Raw genomic sequence first — 16423 nt, 5'->3', positions numbered from 1 at the left:
GCTTCATCAATTCTGGAGACATCCGTGAATCGTCCGCTCCGAACGCGAACTGATCCCGACGAGATGCGCGCATGCATCCTGGAGATGGCGGACGAGCAGTTTCGCCGCATCGGCTACCATAAGACGTCGGTGACCGACATTGCCGCGGAGCTCGGCAAACGTCTACCGTTTCTTCCCCCTCCAAGGGTGCGATCATCGAAGCCATTTGTGGGCAGGTCGTCAACGAGGTCGCCCAGATCGCCTTTGCGATCGCACGCACGAGCGCGCCAGCCTCCGAGAAACTCAACCGGCTTCTGACCGCCATTCACCACCACGGCAAGACTATCCTTTTCAAGGAAAAGCGCATGCACGACATGATTGTCGCCGCCATGCAGGAGATCCGGGCGATCATCAAGGCGCATATCGAGCGGCTGATCTCAATCTTCGAGGTGATCATCCGCGAAGGCATCGAAGCGGGCGAATTCAAGGTCGAGGATCCCGCCGAGGCGGCGCGCGCGGTCAAGACCGCGTTCACACCGTTCTTCCACCCGATTCTGATCGAGCACTGCCTTCAACACGGCGAAGACATCGAAGCGGGCCTCCGTGAGCAGATTCGCTTCATTCTGAAAGCTCTCGGCAAGCCGTACTAAGCGACGTGCCGAAACAACGTCATGCAACATGCAGCGACCAGGCCGACACGGCCTCGCGTCATAGATCCGACAGTCGCTTTTGGGGAACTGAAACACGCGCGAAGCTGACTACCAATGTCGGAAACTGGCGGCATCCACGACGTTGGTCGGCACCACAATGTCAGCAGATACCTATGGCCCCGGGCCTTGAAATCATTGAGGATTTTCAAGCGCGGCGCTATTATATATCCGCGATTTCGTTGTGATTTCAATAGTTTAGAGGAATTTTGGTAGCGGGAGAGGGACTTGAACCCCCGACCCCAGGATTATGATTCCCGTGCTCTAACCAACTGAGCTACCCCGCCAGGGCGGCGAAAGGCCCGAAATCCGCCTCAAATCGAAAGGCATTTCGAGGCGTTCGCCAAGGTCGCGCGGATATAAGGTTGGGAGGGCGAGCCTGTCAAGCTTCGAAGCATTCCATATCGCCGCATATTCTCATTGCCGAAAAAAGCTTTGCCGCGTGGACATTTGGTTGCAACCGCCGGGGTTGAGTTCGAAGGGGCACGTCGCTATGTCTCGGCCACGAGTTTTTAGAGTTTGAAACAGATGAAGCCGCGCATTGCAGTCCTCGGTTGCGGATACTGGGGTAGCAACCATATCCGCACCCTCAAGGCGCTTGGCGCGCTGCACGCGGTTTCCGACGCCAACCGGGCGCGTGCCGAAGGCTTTGCCAGCGAACAGGATTGTCTGGCGATCGAGCCGGACCAGTTGTTCGGCCGGGACGACATCGACGCCATCGTCATGGCCTTGCCACCTCAATACCATGCCGAACTCTCCGTGCGCGCCGTCGAGAGCGGCAAGGACGTGCTGGTGGAGAAGCCGATCGCACTGACGGTGCCGGATGCCGAGCGCTCGGTGCAGGCGGCCAAGGACAAGGCCCGTGTCTTCATGGTCGGCCATGTCCTGCGTTTTCATCCCGCCTTCGAGACGCTGAAGGGGCTGATCGACAATGGCGAACTTGGCGAGGTCCGCTACATCCACTCGCACCGGCTTGGCCTTGGCAAGTTCCATACCGAGAACGATGCGCTGTGGGACCTGGCGCCGCACGATCTGTCGATGATCCTGGCCATCACCGGTACCGAGCCGATCGAGGTGCGCGGCGAGGGTGCGGCCCTCCTCGACAATCTCAGCGACTTCGCGCATCTGCACATGCGCTTTCCCAACGGCCTGCGCAGCCATCTTTTCACGTCGCGGCTCAATCCCTATCGCGAAAGGCGGCTGACCGTGGTCGGGACCAAGGCGATGGCGGTGTTCGACGATGTCGAGCCGTGGGAGCGCAAGCTTGCCGTCTACCGCCATGCGGTCTGGCAGGACAGCGGCCAATGGGCCTTCACCACCAACGAGCCGTCCTATGTCGCGGTCGCGCAAGGCATGCCGCTGACGCGCGAGCTTGAGCATTTCATCCACTGCATCGAGACGCGGGCCGAGCCGCGCACCAGCGGCGAGGAAGCAATCAGGGTGCTGCGCATCCTGACGGCGGGCACGGTCACCCACACCAAGTCGAAAGACTGAAAAAGCGCGACCGTCTATTCGGCGGGAATTTGCGCCGGCCTTGCCGCAAGCTTCGTCAGCATGGCCTCGGCCTCGGCGCCGCGCTCGGAGCGCTCGATGAAGCCGCCGCCGAAGACGCGCGCTTCGTTGCCGTCGTCGGAATAGAGCACGCAGGCCTGGCCGGGCGCGATACCGGACTCGCCGTCGGCCAGTTCGACCGACGTCACGCCCGCGATGTGGCGCAGCACTGCCGGACGCGGCGGCCTGGTCGAGCGCACCTTGGCGAACAGTTCAAGGCCGCCTTCGGGAATATCACTGAGCGGCCCGTCGCCAAGCCAGTTCATGTTGCGCAGATAGATCTTGTGCGTCTCCAGCGCCTCGCGCGGGCCGACGACGACGCGGGCCCGTTCGGCATCGAGATGGACGACATAGAGCGGCTCGCCCGACGCGATGCCGATGCCGCGGCGCTGGCCGACCGTGTAGCGCAATATGCCCTCGTGGCGGCCGAGCACGCGGCCGTCGATATGGACGATGTCGCCCGGATTGGCGGCGGCTGGCTTCAGCTTGGCGATGATGTCGGAATATTTGCCTTGCGGCACGAAGCAGATGTCCTGGCTGTCCTGCTTGGCGGCCACCGTCAGCCCCATCTCCTCGGCAATGGCGCGAACCTGCGGCTTCGACAGGCCGCCCAGGGGAAAGCGCAAATAGTCGATCTGCGCCTGCGTGGTGGCGAACAGGAAATAGCTCTGGTCGCGATCGGCATCGACCGGCCGGTAGAGCGCGCGGTGGGCGCCATTGGCGCCGGAGCGAATGTAGTGGCCGGTGGCGAGCGCATCGGCGCCCAGTTCCTTGGCGGTGGCCAGCAGATCGGCGAACTTCACAGTCTGGTTGCAGGAGACGCAAGGGATCGGGGTCTCGCCGGCGACATAGCTCTCGGCGAAGGGGTCGATGACCGCCTTGCGGAAGCGCTCCTCATAGTCGAGTACATAGTGGGGGATGCCCAGCGTCTCGGAAACACGCCGGGCATCGTCAATGTCCTGTCCCGCGCAGCATGAACCGGCCCGGTGCGTGGCCGCGCCGTGATCGTAAAGCTGCAGGGTGACGCCGACGACATCATAACCTTCGCGTTTCAACAGGCCGGCGACCACGGACGAATCCACGCCGCCCGACATGGCGACGACAATGCGGGTGTTTTCGGGACGTCCGGGAAGGTCGAGACTGTTCATGATGCTTTCATTCTGCGCGGCGTCTGAATGCCAATGTCGAGAATATAGGTCAAGCTTTCCGCCGGCGCCAGCTTGCAAGGCGATCGGCCGATTGCGCGTGATCCGCGATCGGCCGGATTTTTTCCAACCAATTCAAGGCTTCCAGCCGGATATTTCAAATGCCTGCGAAAACACTAACGCGGCGTTCACGATCCTTACCTAGTCATTAGGGTCTGCTTAGGCAATTTTTAAAGCTGTGGCGGTAACGTGGCGGGGATTGGGTCTTTGAGTTTTTTGTAGAGAGTACGATGACCGATCTGGTTAGACCTAGAGTTAAGTATGTTATCGGGCCTGACGGCAGCCCTCTCACGATTGCCGATCTGCCGCCGACCAACACGCGTCGCTGGGTTATCCGGCGCAAGGCGGAAGTGGTCGCGGCGGTGCGCGGCGGGCTTTTGAGCCTCGAAGAGGCATGCCAGCGCTACAAGCTCACCACCGAGGAATTCCTGTCCTGGCAGGCGTCGATCGACGAATATGGCCTTGCCGGGCTGCGCACCACGCGCATCCAGCAATACCGGCACTAGGGCCGGGCTGAAGATACAAAAGGGCGCGGCATGCCGCGCCCTTTTGCTTTTGGGTCGTGTCTTTGCCGGTCAGATCGTCAGCGCCACCTTGCCGATTGGCTTGGTGGCGAGAAAGGCGTGAGCAGCCCCGGCCTCTTCGAGCGGGAAGCTCTTCGCCACATGAACGGTGAGCTTGTCCGCGTCGATCAACCGGCCAAGCTCCACCAGGCCTTCGCGGTCAGGCACGACGGACATGCGCTCGACGCGGATGTCACGCGCGCCGGCGAGCGCCCTGGTGGTGTCGTTCAGATCCAGCAAGGACACCAGCACGCCGCCGTTCCTGATGACCTTCAGCGAGCGTTCCGCATGGTCGCCGCCGATTGGGTCCAGCACCAGATCGATGTTGCTGATCCGGCCGGCAAAATCGCCTTGAGTGTAGTCGATGACCTCGTCGGCGCCGAGCTTGCGGACGAAATCGAGCTTGTTGGAGCTGGCTGTGGCGATGACGTAGGCGCCGCGCGCCTTGGCGATCTGCACTGCCAGATGGCCGACACCGCCGGCCGCCGCATGCACCAGCACGCGCTGGCCCGACTTCAAGGCGCCATGGCGGACAAGGCCCTGCCAGGCGGTCAGGCCGGCCAGCGGCAACGCGCCTGCCTGGATATGGTCCGCCGCCTTCGGCTTCAGCGCGACCTCGTCGGCCGGCACTGCTGCTCGCTCGGCGTAAGCCGCCGCCTGCTTGGGGAAGCGTGGCATGCCGAACACCTCGTCTGCGACCTTGAGGCCGGTGACGCCGGCGCCGAGCGCCTCGACGGTTCCCGAAATATCCCACCCGACGATGAAGGGCGGCTCTCCGAGAAGCTTGTAGTGACCAGAGCGGACGGCGCCGTCGACCGGATTGATGCCGGCTGCCTTGACCCGGACCAGCACTTCGCCGGGCTTGGGAGAGGGATCGATTTGGTTGGCGATGACAAGAACTTCGGGTCCGCCGAAGGAATTCTGGATAACGGCACGCATGGTATCTCTCCTGCTTGGTTGGTGCCGCTATCATTTGGATAGCAACATTCCCTTGTCCAGTATGTACCTTTTTGATATATACTCACCTCATGGATAGTGATAGCGACTCCCCCTTCGGCTATGATGCGTTCCGGCGGACGTGTCCTTCCCACACCGTGCTCGAGATGCTGGCCAGCAAATGGGTCTATCTGGTGGTTTGCGCGCTGCGCAAAGGCCGGCTGCGCAATGGCGAGCTGGCCCGCAAACTTGAAGGGATCACGCCCAAGATGCTGGCGCAGACATTGCGCGTGCTCGAGCGCGACGGCCTTGTGCGGCGTGAGATCTTTCCGGTCATTCCGCCGCGCGTCGAATATGAATTGACCGAGCTTGGCCAGAATCTGGGAGGGCTGCTTACCCAGATCAGGGCATGGGCGGAGCAGCACGCGCCTGACATCAAGGATGCCCGGGCCAGGGCGATTGCCGTAAGTGAAGGGGATTGGGCAGCCTAGAGCGGGGATCTCGCGGCAAGGGGGTGGTTCGGGCCGATGGCCCGATGAGCTCCCCGCCCGCGCCGGTGCCGATCTCGCCGGTTCAGCCGATCATGGCGCTGCGGCCGCCGGTTTCGGCTTCGCGGACCTTGGTGTCGCGCGATTCCAGCATTTCAGCCTTGGAAAGCTCCGCTTCAGCTTCGCCGAGTAATGATTCGGCAGTGCTTCGCTGTTGGGCGAGGTCGCTTTGCGAATTTCTGAGGTTGTCGCGGCGCAAGCGCGCCGCCTTGGCGAAGGTCGGATAGGCGAAATGATTGATGTCGGTGATGCCGGCTTTCTTTTCCTCGGCGGTGATCTGAAGCTCCAGTTCGACGGCCATGCGTTCGAACTCGGCGATCATCATGTCGAGCTGCAGAAGCTGGCGCCGCTTCTCATTCACCTGAAACTGTTTCAGCCGAACGAGGTTTTCACGTGACTTCATGATTCGGTACTCCCGGAAACGCACACCCGCACATATCGTCCAAACCACCTGGAAAGGCCCAGGCTTTGCCCGTGTCCACCGGCATCTCCCGAACTATGGGAAACAAAACCCTAAAGTTTTTTGCCGGCGGTAACCATTCGTTTACGGGCATTGTTAATCATACGGGTCAGGACTTAAGGCCGGGTAAAAATTCCGGCCGCCGAAGCGAAGGCGCGTCGATGAGTCCCTGGAGTCGCTTAGTCCAGGTTGTTAATGTGTTGCATTAGGAATTTGGGCATGAGATTCGTTATTAGATTCAAGAGGGTGTAGAAAGGGGTTAAAAAATCTGATACCGTCATGGACGGGAAATTAGGTTTTGTTAACCATTCAATGGCAGCCTCTGCACAAGGCAACCACTGCTCCGGGGCAGGACGGGTCGTGAAATGGCCCGGCAGCAGAAAAGGGGAATGAAATGCGTGTTCTGCTGATAGAAGATGACAGTGCAACCGCACAAAGCATCGAACTGATGCTGAAATCGGAAAGTTTCAATGTCTATACGACGGACCTCGGTGAAGAGGGTGTCGATCTGGGCAAGCTCTACGACTACGATATCATCCTTCTCGATCTCAACCTGCCCGACATGTCCGGCTACGAGGTCTTGAGAACGCTTCGCCTCTCCAAGGTAAAGACGCCGATCCTGATCCTTTCCGGCATGGCCGGCATCGAGGACAAGGTGCGCGGCCTCGGTTTCGGCGCTGACGACTACATGACCAAGCCGTTCCACAAGGACGAGCTGGTTGCGCGCATCCATGCCATCGTGCGGCGCTCCAAGGGCCACGCCCAGTCGGTCATCACCACCGGTGACCTGGTGGTCAACCTCGACGCCAAGACCGTCGAGGTCGGCGGCCAGCGCGTGCACCTTACCGGCAAGGAATACCAGATGCTGGAGCTGCTCTCGCTGCGCAAGGGCACCACGCTGACCAAGGAAATGTTCCTCAACCACCTCTATGGCGGCATGGACGAGCCGGAATTGAAGATCATCGACGTCTTCATCTGCAAGCTGCGCAAGAAGCTCGACGCCGCATCCGGTGGCCAGAACTACATCGAGACCGTCTGGGGTCGCGGCTACGTGCTGCGCGAACCCGAAGACATCCGCGTCAGCGCCTGAGCGGCGCGCCGCCCGAATCATTGCCATCATCGACAAAAAACCCGGCTTCGGCCGGGTTTTTGCGTCATGGATCAGCGATGAGAGGCCTCTGCCGCCTCAAGCTGCGATTTTCAGGTTTCGAAAGCGCTCGAGCAATTGCGGGCGATTGAACGGCTTCAGGAGATAGCCCTGGGCGCCGGCGCGCTTGGCCCGCATGATCGAGGCGATGTCGAGCTCGACCAGCGAGATCAGGATCTGCGGTCTTTTCGGGCTTTCCATGGCGCGCACACGGCGGATGAGGTCAACCGCCTGCACGTCCGGCAGGGCACCGTCGACGACGATGATGTCGGGCATGTCGGCGGCGCACATCTCCAGTGCATCAAGCCCGCTGGCTGCTTCGATGACCACCATGTCGGAACCGCCCAGGATGCGTTTTGCAACCTTCCTGATGACGCTTGAATCGTCGACGAACATGCAGCGTTTCATTTTCCGGGTCCTCTTTGCCTTGGGGCAATCCGGTCGTGCGGGGCATCTGACAAGCACCCTAGGCCGATCTGGTAAAGAACCCGAAAAGTCTTTAGGTAAAATTTTTGGAAAGATGACGCCGGGCAGGCTTTTCTTCGCGAATGCTTCGCTGCCGCCGCGGATTGAGCCGTCACGGCAATATTACGCCGTTGAAATACTTTGTTCCCGCGGCAAACCGGCCGGACGCTCAGACTGCCGAAAGCACGATTTCTTCCGCCGTCGCATGGATCGATATCGTCATGCCGGCCTCGCGGGCCAGCAGCAGCGTGTAGTAGGGTTGCACCGAATGCGCGTCGATCGGCTCTTCCGGCTTGTGGCCGGAATGCAGTTCGAGGAATTTCGGCGGCACGCGCAGCATCGGGCCGCTTGCCGAAAGGGAAATGCGCGGCTCGGTCTCGAGATTCTCGAGGGTGACGACCAGCTTGCCGCCACGCGGAATGGCGGCGTTGGCGACCAGGATCAGGTTGAGCAGCAGCTTGACCTTGTTCTTGGGCAGCAGCGCGCGCGCCCCGTTCCAGGTCAGTTCCGGCTTTTCGTTCTTGAGGAAGGCGATCGCCACCGCTTCGGCGTCGCCGGTGTCGATCAGCATGCCGGCGGAGCCTGCCGCGCCGAAGGCGATCCGGGCGAACTGCAACCGGGCCGAGGCGTTCTTGGCGCTCTGGCGGATGAGCCGCATGGCGTCCTCGTCGGCGCCGCCCTCGTCAAGCAGTTCAAGCCCGTTGTTAATCGCGCCGACCGGTGAGATGATGTCGTGGCAGACGCGGCTGCACAGAAGCGCCGCGAGGTCGGGCGCGGAAAGGGTGAACAGATCGGCCATCGGTGAAAATCCCTGCAAAATTCCACAATTCCTGGCCCAGCGATCGATCGTCGCGCCTGCCCATACGAATCACGCCTCAACCCGAGGCTTTCTGAATACACAGCACCTGTACGTACAGCAACAAATCCAAAATTGTCGTCCGGCAAATGGCGCCTTTGCCCAGGCTTTCAGAGCCGCGCGACCCCAAAAGCCAGCCTTCGAACCGCCATCTTCCTGTGGGAGTTAATGGTTGAAAAAGGATTACGGCATAGTTTGCCCCTAACAGTCATCCTTAACGGCCGCCTAAAGAGCCGGACCGGATGCGAGGCGTCGGCGAAAGTGCTCCATGACGGAGATTGGAAGCATGTTTTCCCGATTCTACGACCGGAGTTTCCTCCGCGTCACCTCAGGCCGGAAGTTTCTCCGTGTCTGCTCAATGGCGATCACGCTCATGGGCGTCCTCGTCTTCTCGACTTCAGCCCTGCGGGCCCAGGAGTACACCGCTCAGGAGATTATCGATTCCGGTCACAAGTTCTTCGGCGCGACCTCGGGTGGGCTCGCCACCGTCGTCGAGAAGATCTTCGCCTCCTACGGTCTGCCCAATGGCTATCTGCTCGGTGAGGAGGGGTCGGGCGCGCTGATCGGCGGCCTGACCTACGGCGAAGGCACGCTCTACACCAAGAATGCCGGCGACCACAAAGTGTTCTGGCAAGGCCCGTCGCTGGGCTGGGATTTCGGCGGCGAGGGGTCCCGGGTGATGATGCTGGTCTACAATCTCGACGATGTCAGCAACCTCTACAACCGGTATGGCGGCGTCGCGGGGTCGGCCTATGTGGTGGCAGGCGTCGGCTTCAATGTGCTGAAGAACAACAATGTGCTCCTGGTGCCGATCCGCACCGGCGTCGGCGCCCGGCTCGGCGTCAATCTCGGCTATCTGAAACTGACCGAGCGGGCGACCTGGAATCCGTTCTAAAGTCCGACCGGTCATGACCGCAATGCCAAGTTTTCGATGGGAATTGTAGGCCTGTGACCCTCCGCGTGCTGCGGCAAGCTCTTGCCGCAGCGCCGGATTTCCGCCATGCCAGTGTGATGCGGTCCAGTTCCGGCGGTTGCCGCCGATAGCGGGTAGTCCTTTGGTTCAGTCGGTCCTGTTCTTTGCCCTCGGCTTTCTCTGCGCCGGCTTTCTGGCACTGATGGTGGCTCCGGCCGTCTGGCGCCGTGCCGTCGCGTTGACCCGCAGGCGCATCGAGGCCTCCATCCCGCTGACACAGACCGAAATCCAGGCAGACAAGGACCGCATCCGGGCGGAATACGCCATGGCGACGCGCCGCCTCGAAATGAACGTCAAGGCGCTGCGCGAGAAAGCGGCCGAACAGCTCGTCGAGATCAATCGTGGCCACGAGGCGTTGAAGGGGTTGGCCATCGAACGCACGGACAAGAACAACGCGCTCGCCGAACTCGGCGCCAAGAACGAGGCGCTGCGGCAGCGCGAAGAGGAACTGCACCGGCTTTCGGAGCGGCTCAAGGAAACCGAACGCAAGCTGGAGAAGCGGGCGCTCGAGCTGGAAAAGCTGGAGCAGATGTATGACGATGCCAGTTTTTCCTCCTCCAGCCGGCAGATCGAGCTCGTGGCGCGGGAGTCCGAATTGCAGAAGCTAGCCAGCGATATCGCGCTGCTGCGCGGCCAGCGCAAGGAAGCGGACCGGCGCCAGCAGGAGATCGCGGCCGAAAGCAAGGCCGCACGCGATGCGCTCAAGGCGGAGAAGAAAAGGGTGGCCGAACTCGACAAGAAGGTCGAACGGCTGCTGGCGACGCTAGCCGATCGCGAGGACAAGCTCGACCGCCGCGAAAGGGAGCTGGCGCGCCTGCGCGAAAAGGCGAAGGCCGAGGACGGCGGACCGGCCTTGCGGCTGGTCGGCAAGCCGGATGAAGCGGGCAGGCCTGACGAGGCCAAACAGCGCGATGATCTGGACCAGGCGATCGCCAAGCTCGACAGCGACCGCGAGCGGCTGGAGGCCAGGCTGACGGCGCTGGCGCGCGAGAACAAGCGGCTCAAGGCGGATCTCGGCGCCGCGGCATCGTCGGGCACGGCGAATGCCAGTGCCGCGCTGCGCGAGCAGATGAACGAGCTTGCGGCCGAAGTCGTCCACCTGACGGCCAAGCTCGAGGGGCCTGACTCCCCGATCGCCAAGGCGCTGGCGGCACCACAGGACAGCCGATCCAACGGCGGCGATCGTAGCCTCGCCGACCGCGTGCGGGCCTTGCAGAAAGCGGACGCGAACTGAAACGGCGGTGCGCCGCCGTCGCCCATGCTGCTCAACGATGCGAGAAGTGATGCAGCGCGATGGCTGACGCGGCGGCGACGTTCAGGCTGTCGAAGCCTTTCGACATGGTGATCCGCACGGTTTGCAGGCGCGCAAGCAGGCTTTCTGGCAGGCCTTCGCCCTCGGTGCCGAGATAGAGCGCCAAGCGTTCGGCCCGCCTAGCATCGCGTAGGTCGGTTCGTCCACGCGGCGATAGGGCGAATTGTGCAAAATCCCGTTCGGCGAGCATCGCCGTAAAGCCTGATGTGTCGGTGAAGGATGCAAACGGGATCTTGAGCACGGCGCCGACGGAAACGCGGATCGCCTTGCGGTACAGCGGATCGCAGCATGTCGCATCCATCAGCACCGCATCGGCACCGAAGGCGGCGGCGTTGCGGAAGATCGAGCCCATATTGTCGTGGTTGGCGATGCCGACGAGCACCACCACCAAGGCCTGGTCGGGCAACGCATCCAGCAACGGCTCGGCCGCTTGCGGCGCCTCCTTGCGGCCGATGGCCAGGATGCCACGATGCATGTGGAAGCCGGCGATCGCATCCATCACCGCGCTGGTGACGACGTAGACCGGCAGGTCCGCCGGCGCCTTGTGCAGGATGTCCTCCAGGCCGCCGAGCCGGTTTTCCAGGACAAGAATGGATTCGGCGCCGAAGCGGCCGGACGACAGAAGCAGATCGAGGACCACTTTGCCTTCGGCGACGAAACGGCCTTGTCGGCCTGCAAGATCGCGTTCGCGGATATCGAGATAGGCGGCGACGCGTGAATCCCGTGGGTCGTCGATGCGAATTGGGTCCATGTCCTGCGCTCAAACATCGAGAGCGTGGTTCGTGCGTTGGAGAGACGCACAAGCCACGCTCCGAAAATCGTCAGCGAGGTAAGCGGCCGCAGCAGCGTCCGGTCAAGTCCCGGCGCGGCGCAATCTCTGTGCCATCTGGGACAGGTCCTCCTTGCCGGCACCGAAAATACCATCCAGCACGACAAGCAGCTCGCGCACCGCGTCGGATTTGCAGGAGTAGTAGATCATCTGACGGTCGCGGCGGGTTTCCACGAGGTCAAGCGCCCGCAGCTTGGCCAGATGCTGCGAGAGCGCGGATTGGCTGAGCATCACCTTGTCGGCGATGGCGCCGACCGACATTTCACCGTCGATCAGATAGCTCATAATCAAGAGCCGCTTTTCGTTGCCCATGAGCATCAAAAATTCGGCAGCAGATTCGGCGTTGGCGATTAGCTTTGTCGAGACCATGAATGCCCCATGCTGTTTGCTCATCAAGGCGCCATGGGGGCAATGGTGCCTGAATCCATAAATTCACTTGCGAAAGGCCACTGACGAGTCAGTGCCACCTGTGAAGGGTAGAACATTTCCTTCAAATCTCAAGTGTTGCTTTTGATCAAATGCAATTAAGTTTCATCATCTGCCCGTCCGGCCGCCTGGCCGCCCCTGGCCATTTCGACCAGAACGGGTCGCAATTCCCTCGTCGCTACCAGAGGTTGTGGGAAGAATACCCGGCAAACATCGTCTCCCGACACCAGATCCATGCCATCGGCGTCCAAACCGGCGATGCCCCAGCCGTCGGCAGATGCCCCGGCGTAATGATGCGCGTAAATGGCGACCGCGTCCAGATGGTCCGCGTTCATGTGCTCGATGGCGGATTGTTCGCTTACCGCAAGTTCTTCGACGATGGGGCCGACGGTGACGAGATCGGAGCGATCGAGCAGATAGGCCTTGCCGAAACCGCCATTGAGACTGGCGCGCTGCGGCTCGAGGCGAAAGATCGAGAAGTCACCGAGCCCGGCATAGAGGCGGGCCTTGGGATTGCGGTTGAGATAGCGGCGCTCGGCGCGGGCGTGTGCGTCAGAGCCACGCTCAAGCCGCGACGCCTGGCAGATCAGCGTCAGGCGCGGATGCGCCAGCGGGTCGCCCTTGCCGGGCTCGCCGAGCAGCAGGGAACAGCGTGGATCGGCAAGCATGGCGGGCGTGTGGGCCGAGAGCATCGAGACCAGGATCAGCGGTGCGCCGTCGATATCGGTGGCGACGCCGACCCGGCTCGCCAGCGGCGACCCGGTCTGCGGCTCCAGCACCGCCAGGGCGCCGAAGCGGGCGCTGCGCAGAAGCGTCTTCGCCAAGCGGATCGCCTCGGCGTCGGTCTGGCGGATCACGTCCTTCTTTCGATCGGCCAAGGGTCTCGTCCTGCTAAGTTGATTTTCCTATTCCACTTATCAGACGATGATGCCGGTCCTGGCAAGCGTTCTATGCAAGTCGGCCAAAACCGCATCGCACTTCCGGACTTATACTACTTCGGCGCCATGCGGATGGCGCCGTCGAGGCGGATGGTTTCGCCGTTCAGCATCTGGTTTTCGATGATGTGCAGGGCAAGTGCGGCATATTCGGACGGTTCGCCGAGGCGGGACGGGAAGGGCACGGCGGCGCCGAGCGAATCCTGCACCTCCTGCGGCATGCCGGCCATCATCGGTGTCTTGAAGATGCCGGGTGCGATGGTGCAGACGCGGATGCCGGAACGGGCAAGGTCGCGCGCCACCGGCAGGGTCATGCCGACCACGCCGCCCTTCGAAGCGGAATAGGCGGCCTGGCCGATCTGGCCGTCATAGGCGGCGACCGAAGCGGTGTTGACGATGACGCCACGTTCGCCGCCCTGCAGCGGCTCGAGCCTGGCGGTGCAGTCGGCGACCAGGCGGATCATGTTGAAGGTGCCGATCAGATTGACCTCGATCACCTTGCGGTATTGATCGAGCGGATGCGGCCCGTCCTTGCCGATCGTCTTCACGCCAATGGCGATGCCGGCGCAATTGACCAGGAGGCGCGGCTCGCCCAGCTTGCTCGCCGTCTCGGCGACGGCGGCGGCGCCGCTGTCGGCGTTGCTGACGTCGCATTGGACGGCAATGCCGCCGATTTCGGCGGCGACCTTGGCGGCGCGATCGATGCCGACATCGAAGATGGCGACGCGGGCACCCTTGGCGGCAAGCGCGCGCGCCGTCGCCTCGCCAAGGCCGGAGCCGCCGCCGGTGACGATCGCGATCTGGCCGTTCGGGTTCATGGCGTCATCCTTTCCCGGAGAAATTCATTGTTTCACGAAAGCGCCGAACCGTTTCACATCTTCCTGGAATTGCTCCCAGAAAACAGGGATGGATCAGGCCTGGATCGACGGCCAAGGTCAAGCCATCGCCTAGACGTGCTCGGCGACCCTGGCCTGGCTGGCATGACCGACCTCGCCGGTGAGCCTGGCGACCGCGCCCGGCGTGATCTCGTGCGACAAAAGGCGGTCGAGATCGACAGGGCGCGGCATCGAAATCTGGCCGCGCGGGATACGCTTGAAGCCGAGCGGCCCGTAATAGGGCTCGTCGCCGACCAGTATGACGGCGGGTGCGCCGGCCTTTGCAGCCGCTTCGAGCGCGATCGCCACCAGCCGGCGGCCGATGCCGAGATTCTTGAAGGCCGGCCGCACCGCGAGCGGCCCGAGCATCAGCGCGCGGCCGGCACCGGCGGCGATGCGGGTCATGCGCACCGAGGCGACGACGAGATCGCCATCGACCGCCACAAAGGACAGTGCACGCTCGTGGCCGCCGGCTTCGCGGATCTTGTAGGCGGCCAGCACGAAGCGGCCGGGCCCGAAGGCCTCGTCATTGATGGCTTCGATTTCGGGGTCGTGCGCCGGAGTTTCCGGCAGGTATTTCACGTCGGCAAGGCTCATGGTCTTTGCGTTCCGGTAGAGGAGGAAAGGTTGCTGCAAACGGCAGCGTTCGCCAGTCAGCGCTTCATCAAGCGCGGGCGCCCTTTCGTCGTCGGTCAAACCGGATCAAAGCAAAGTCGAACATGCGGAGTGTCCGCTAGCATCAATTTTCGGCCGCCGCAATTGGCCTGATGTGTTCGCCGTCTCCGTCAAGTGACGGTCTGTTCAGCGCCTGACGTCTTCGGCGGGGCAAACTTGCGCCTAGATAATGCGGAAGGACGCAAGGAGATTCGCATGGGATTGCTGGTCGAGGGCAGGTGGCAGGATCGCTGGTACGATACGGCTGACAATGGCGGCAGGTTCGTGCGAACGCAGTCGCAATGGCGTGACTGGATCACCGTCGACGGGGCGCCGGCCGAAGGCCGGAGGCGCGGCTTCAAGGCCGAGCCGGGGCGCTACCATCTCTATGTCTCACTCGCTTGCCCGTGGGCGCATCGGACGCTGATTTTTCGCGCGCTGAAGAGGCTCGAAGGCATCATCTCCGTCTCGGTCGTGCATCATTTCATGGGCGCCAACGGCTGGACATTCCTGGCCGAGGACGGCGCCACGGGCGACACGCTCTACGGTCTCGATTTCCTGCACCAGATCTATGCCAAGGCCGATCCCGCCTATTCCGGCCGGGTGACCGTGCCGGTGCTGTGGGACAAGAAGGAGCAGACCATCGTCTCCAACGAGTCTTCCGAGATCATCCGGATGCTCAATTCGGCGTTCGACGCATGGGGCGATGCAAGCCTCGACTTCTATCCCCAGGACCTGCGCAATGAGATCGACCGCGTCAACGCGCTGGTCTATCCCGCGGTCAACAACGGCGTCTACCGCGCCGGCTTCGCCACCACGCAGCGTGCCTATGAGGAGGCGTTCGGCGAATTGTTCGCGGCGCTGGATACGTTGGAGGAGCGGTTGTCAAAGCAGCGCTATCTCGTCGGCGACCGCATCACCGAGGCCGACTGGCGGCTGTTCACCACGCTGGTGCGCTTCGACCCGGTCTATGTCGGCCATTTCAAATGCAATCTGCGGCGCATCGCCGACTATCCGAACCTGTCGAACTATTTGCGCGATCTCTATCAGGTGCCTGGTGTCGCCGCGACCGTGAACCTGCATCACATCAAGGCGCACTACTACGGCAGCCACGAAACGATCAATCCGACACGAATCGTGCCGGTGGGGCCGGAGCTCGACTATGGCGCGCCGCATGACCGGGCAAGGTTCGCGATCTGAGAGCCCGTGCGAGAATTCATGATGCACGGGCAATGCGTCTGACGAGGGTCATGATGCATGCCGCGCAAAGGAAGACTTTCGCGGACTTGATGTCGATTGCGGATCTTTCCAGAGCCGCCGCTTTCGGCTGATCCACGCTAAGAAGCGTTCAACAACCCACCGCTTGGGATGAACGGCGAACCCAATCTGATACTTCGGTTTGCGGACAATCTCGACATCGACGAGCGTCGCAGTTTGCGACTTATAACGGCTAAGGCAAGCTTACCAATAGGGCGACGCGGGTTCCTCCCCAAAAACTTCGGCGATCCGTCGCAGCGTTGCCGGCGTCGTTCCCTCCGGCAAACCATCGAGCGGGAAGAAGCCGGCCTCGGCGATCTCGTGGTCCGGCAGCTTCGGTATCGTCTGACTGAAATGCTCGATGACGTAAAAGCCGACATGGTCGCGGCGGCTGGAGCGGCAGTTGAAATGCATCGACTTCAGCACCGCCGGCGCGTTCAGCGCGATGTTGCCTTCCTCGGCGAGTTCGCGCACCAGCGCCTCGGCTAGCGTTTCTCCGACCTCGACGCCGCCGCCGGGAAGCTGCCAGCCGGGCACATAGGTATGGCGGATCAGGAAAACGGAATTCGTCGCGGTATCATGGACGAGCCCGCGCACGCCGAGCGTCATTGGCCGCCGCAGCACGAAATAGAGATGGAACAGCCTGGCCCGCAAACCCGGCCAGCCGGTCTGTCGGAAGATGTCGTCCGGATTTGCCATCAGGTGCGAAACCGGTAAGAAAACCTTGAGTGGAAAGCGCGGCGCT

Annotated in this window: 19 protein-coding genes, 1 tRNA gene and 1 pseudogene; 8 read left to right on the top strand and 13 right to left on the bottom strand. The window is 62.1% G+C overall.

Annotation, left to right across the window (positions count from 1 at the left end):
- The first annotated feature begins 191 nt into the window (after positions 1-191).
- The gene (locus FJV80_RS22035; protein ID WP_348643986.1) at positions 192-629 is read left to right on the top strand and encodes a TetR/AcrR family transcriptional regulator; all 438 of its coding nucleotides are present in this window, start codon (positions 192-194) and stop codon (positions 627-629) included.
- Between the two features lie 267 nt (positions 630-896).
- Here the strand turns inward: FJV80_RS22035 and FJV80_RS22030 are convergent.
- Positions 897-973, bottom strand: a tRNA-Met gene (locus FJV80_RS22030).
- Between the two features lie 241 nt (positions 974-1214).
- Here FJV80_RS22030 and FJV80_RS22025 point away from each other — a divergent pair.
- On the top strand, positions 1215-2180 hold the full coding sequence (locus FJV80_RS22025) for a Gfo/Idh/MocA family oxidoreductase (RefSeq protein WP_095773459.1): 966 nt from the start codon (positions 1215-1217) through the stop codon (positions 2178-2180).
- Between the two features lie 14 nt (positions 2181-2194).
- Here the strand turns inward: FJV80_RS22025 and mnmA are convergent, their stop codons facing one another.
- A complete protein-coding gene (gene mnmA, locus FJV80_RS22020; protein ID WP_142877404.1) occupies positions 2195-3385 on the bottom strand; it encodes a tRNA 2-thiouridine(34) synthase MnmA in 1191 nt (396 codons plus the stop codon).
- Positions 3386-3672: 287 nt separating this feature from the next.
- On the opposite strand from mnmA, the gene FJV80_RS22015 reads away from it, so the two are divergent.
- Positions 3673-3948, top strand: a complete 276-nt coding sequence (locus FJV80_RS22015) for a DUF1153 domain-containing protein (protein WP_006203587.1) — start codon at positions 3673-3675, stop codon at positions 3946-3948.
- A 69-nt stretch (positions 3949-4017) separates the two neighbouring features.
- On the opposite strand, the gene FJV80_RS22010 is transcribed toward FJV80_RS22015, so the two are convergent.
- Positions 4018-4944, bottom strand: a complete 927-nt coding sequence (locus tag FJV80_RS22010) for an NADP-dependent oxidoreductase (RefSeq protein ID WP_142877403.1) — start codon at positions 4942-4944, stop codon at positions 4018-4020.
- 89 nt (positions 4945-5033) lie between these two features.
- Here FJV80_RS22010 and FJV80_RS22005 point away from each other — a divergent pair, with 89 nt between their 5' ends.
- Positions 5034-5432, top strand: coding sequence for a helix-turn-helix domain-containing protein (locus FJV80_RS22005; RefSeq protein ID WP_142877402.1), 399 nt, complete (start codon positions 5034-5036; stop codon positions 5430-5432).
- An 82-nt stretch (positions 5433-5514) separates the two neighbouring features.
- On the opposite strand, the gene FJV80_RS22000 is transcribed toward FJV80_RS22005, so the two are convergent.
- Positions 5515-5892: a flagellar export protein FliJ gene (locus tag FJV80_RS22000; RefSeq protein WP_027047321.1), complete on the bottom strand. Its 378-nt coding sequence runs from the start codon at positions 5890-5892 to the stop codon at positions 5515-5517.
- Between the two features lie 451 nt (positions 5893-6343).
- Between FJV80_RS22000 and ctrA the strand changes: the two genes are divergently transcribed.
- Complete coding sequence (ctrA, locus tag FJV80_RS21995) at positions 6344-7039, top strand: cell cycle two-component system response regulator CtrA (protein WP_006203583.1); 696 nt, start codon at positions 6344-6346, stop codon at positions 7037-7039.
- A 96-nt stretch (positions 7040-7135) separates the two neighbouring features.
- On the opposite strand, the gene FJV80_RS21990 is transcribed toward ctrA, so the two are convergent.
- Entirely contained in the window at positions 7136-7504 is a 369-nt protein-coding gene (locus FJV80_RS21990) for a response regulator (protein ID WP_095790138.1), read from the bottom strand.
- A gap of 226 nt (positions 7505-7730) precedes the next feature.
- A complete protein-coding gene (locus FJV80_RS21985; protein ID WP_142877401.1) occupies positions 7731-8360 on the bottom strand; it encodes a histidine phosphotransferase family protein in 630 nt (209 codons plus the stop codon).
- Positions 8361-8775: 415 nt separating this feature from the next.
- Here FJV80_RS21985 and FJV80_RS21980 point away from each other — a divergent pair, with 415 nt between their 5' ends.
- Together FJV80_RS21980 and FJV80_RS21975 are read left to right on the top strand one after the other, a co-directional pair.
- On the top strand, positions 8776-9312 hold the full coding sequence (locus FJV80_RS21980; protein WP_244277619.1) for a DUF1134 domain-containing protein: 537 nt from the start codon (positions 8776-8778) through the stop codon (positions 9310-9312).
- 160 nt (positions 9313-9472) lie between these two features.
- Positions 9473-10624: a hypothetical protein gene (locus FJV80_RS21975; RefSeq protein ID WP_095790137.1), complete on the top strand. Its 1152-nt coding sequence runs from the start codon at positions 9473-9475 to the stop codon at positions 10622-10624.
- Positions 10625-10655: 31 nt separating this feature from the next.
- On the opposite strand, the gene FJV80_RS21970 is transcribed toward FJV80_RS21975, so the two are convergent.
- The 5 genes from FJV80_RS21970 to FJV80_RS21950 form a co-directional block, all read right to left on the bottom strand.
- On the bottom strand, positions 10656-11453 hold the full coding sequence (locus FJV80_RS21970) for an RNA methyltransferase (protein WP_142877400.1): 798 nt from the start codon (positions 11451-11453) through the stop codon (positions 10656-10658).
- Between the two features lie 102 nt (positions 11454-11555).
- Positions 11556-11900: a metalloregulator ArsR/SmtB family transcription factor gene (locus FJV80_RS21965; protein WP_142877413.1), complete on the bottom strand. Its 345-nt coding sequence runs from the start codon at positions 11898-11900 to the stop codon at positions 11556-11558.
- Positions 11901-12055: 155 nt separating this feature from the next.
- Positions 12056-12835, bottom strand: coding sequence for a HugZ family protein (locus tag FJV80_RS21960; RefSeq protein ID WP_095792750.1), 780 nt, complete (start codon positions 12833-12835; stop codon positions 12056-12058).
- 113 nt (positions 12836-12948) lie between these two features.
- Complete coding sequence (locus tag FJV80_RS21955; RefSeq protein WP_142877399.1) at positions 12949-13710, bottom strand: 3-hydroxyacyl-CoA dehydrogenase; 762 nt, start codon at positions 13708-13710, stop codon at positions 12949-12951.
- A gap of 129 nt (positions 13711-13839) precedes the next feature.
- Positions 13840-14364, bottom strand: coding sequence for an N-acetyltransferase (locus FJV80_RS21950; RefSeq protein ID WP_027047317.1), 525 nt, complete (start codon positions 14362-14364; stop codon positions 13840-13842).
- Between the two features lie 273 nt (positions 14365-14637).
- Here FJV80_RS21950 and FJV80_RS21945 point away from each other — a divergent pair, with 273 nt between their 5' ends.
- Complete coding sequence (locus FJV80_RS21945; protein ID WP_095792751.1) at positions 14638-15621, top strand: glutathione S-transferase family protein; 984 nt, start codon at positions 14638-14640, stop codon at positions 15619-15621.
- Positions 15622-15637: 16 nt separating this feature from the next.
- On the opposite strand, the pseudogene FJV80_RS35165 reads toward FJV80_RS21945, so the two are convergent.
- Together FJV80_RS35165 and FJV80_RS21935 are read right to left on the bottom strand one after the other, a co-directional pair.
- Positions 15638-15855, bottom strand: a pseudogene (locus FJV80_RS35165) (IS5/IS1182 family transposase); the annotation flags it as partial.
- Positions 15856-15882: 27 nt separating this feature from the next.
- Positions 15883-16377 (bottom strand): NUDIX domain-containing protein, encoded by a 495-nt coding sequence (locus tag FJV80_RS21935; protein ID WP_095773469.1) that lies wholly within the window; start codon positions 16375-16377, stop codon positions 15883-15885.
- Positions 16378-16423: the final 46 nt, after the last annotated feature.

Origin of the sequence: Mesorhizobium sp. WSM4310 (assembly GCF_007003935.1) — a bacterium.
Taxonomy (GTDB): Bacteria; Pseudomonadota; Alphaproteobacteria; order Rhizobiales; family Rhizobiaceae; genus Mesorhizobium.
This window is presented reverse-complemented; position numbering and strand designations above follow the sequence as displayed.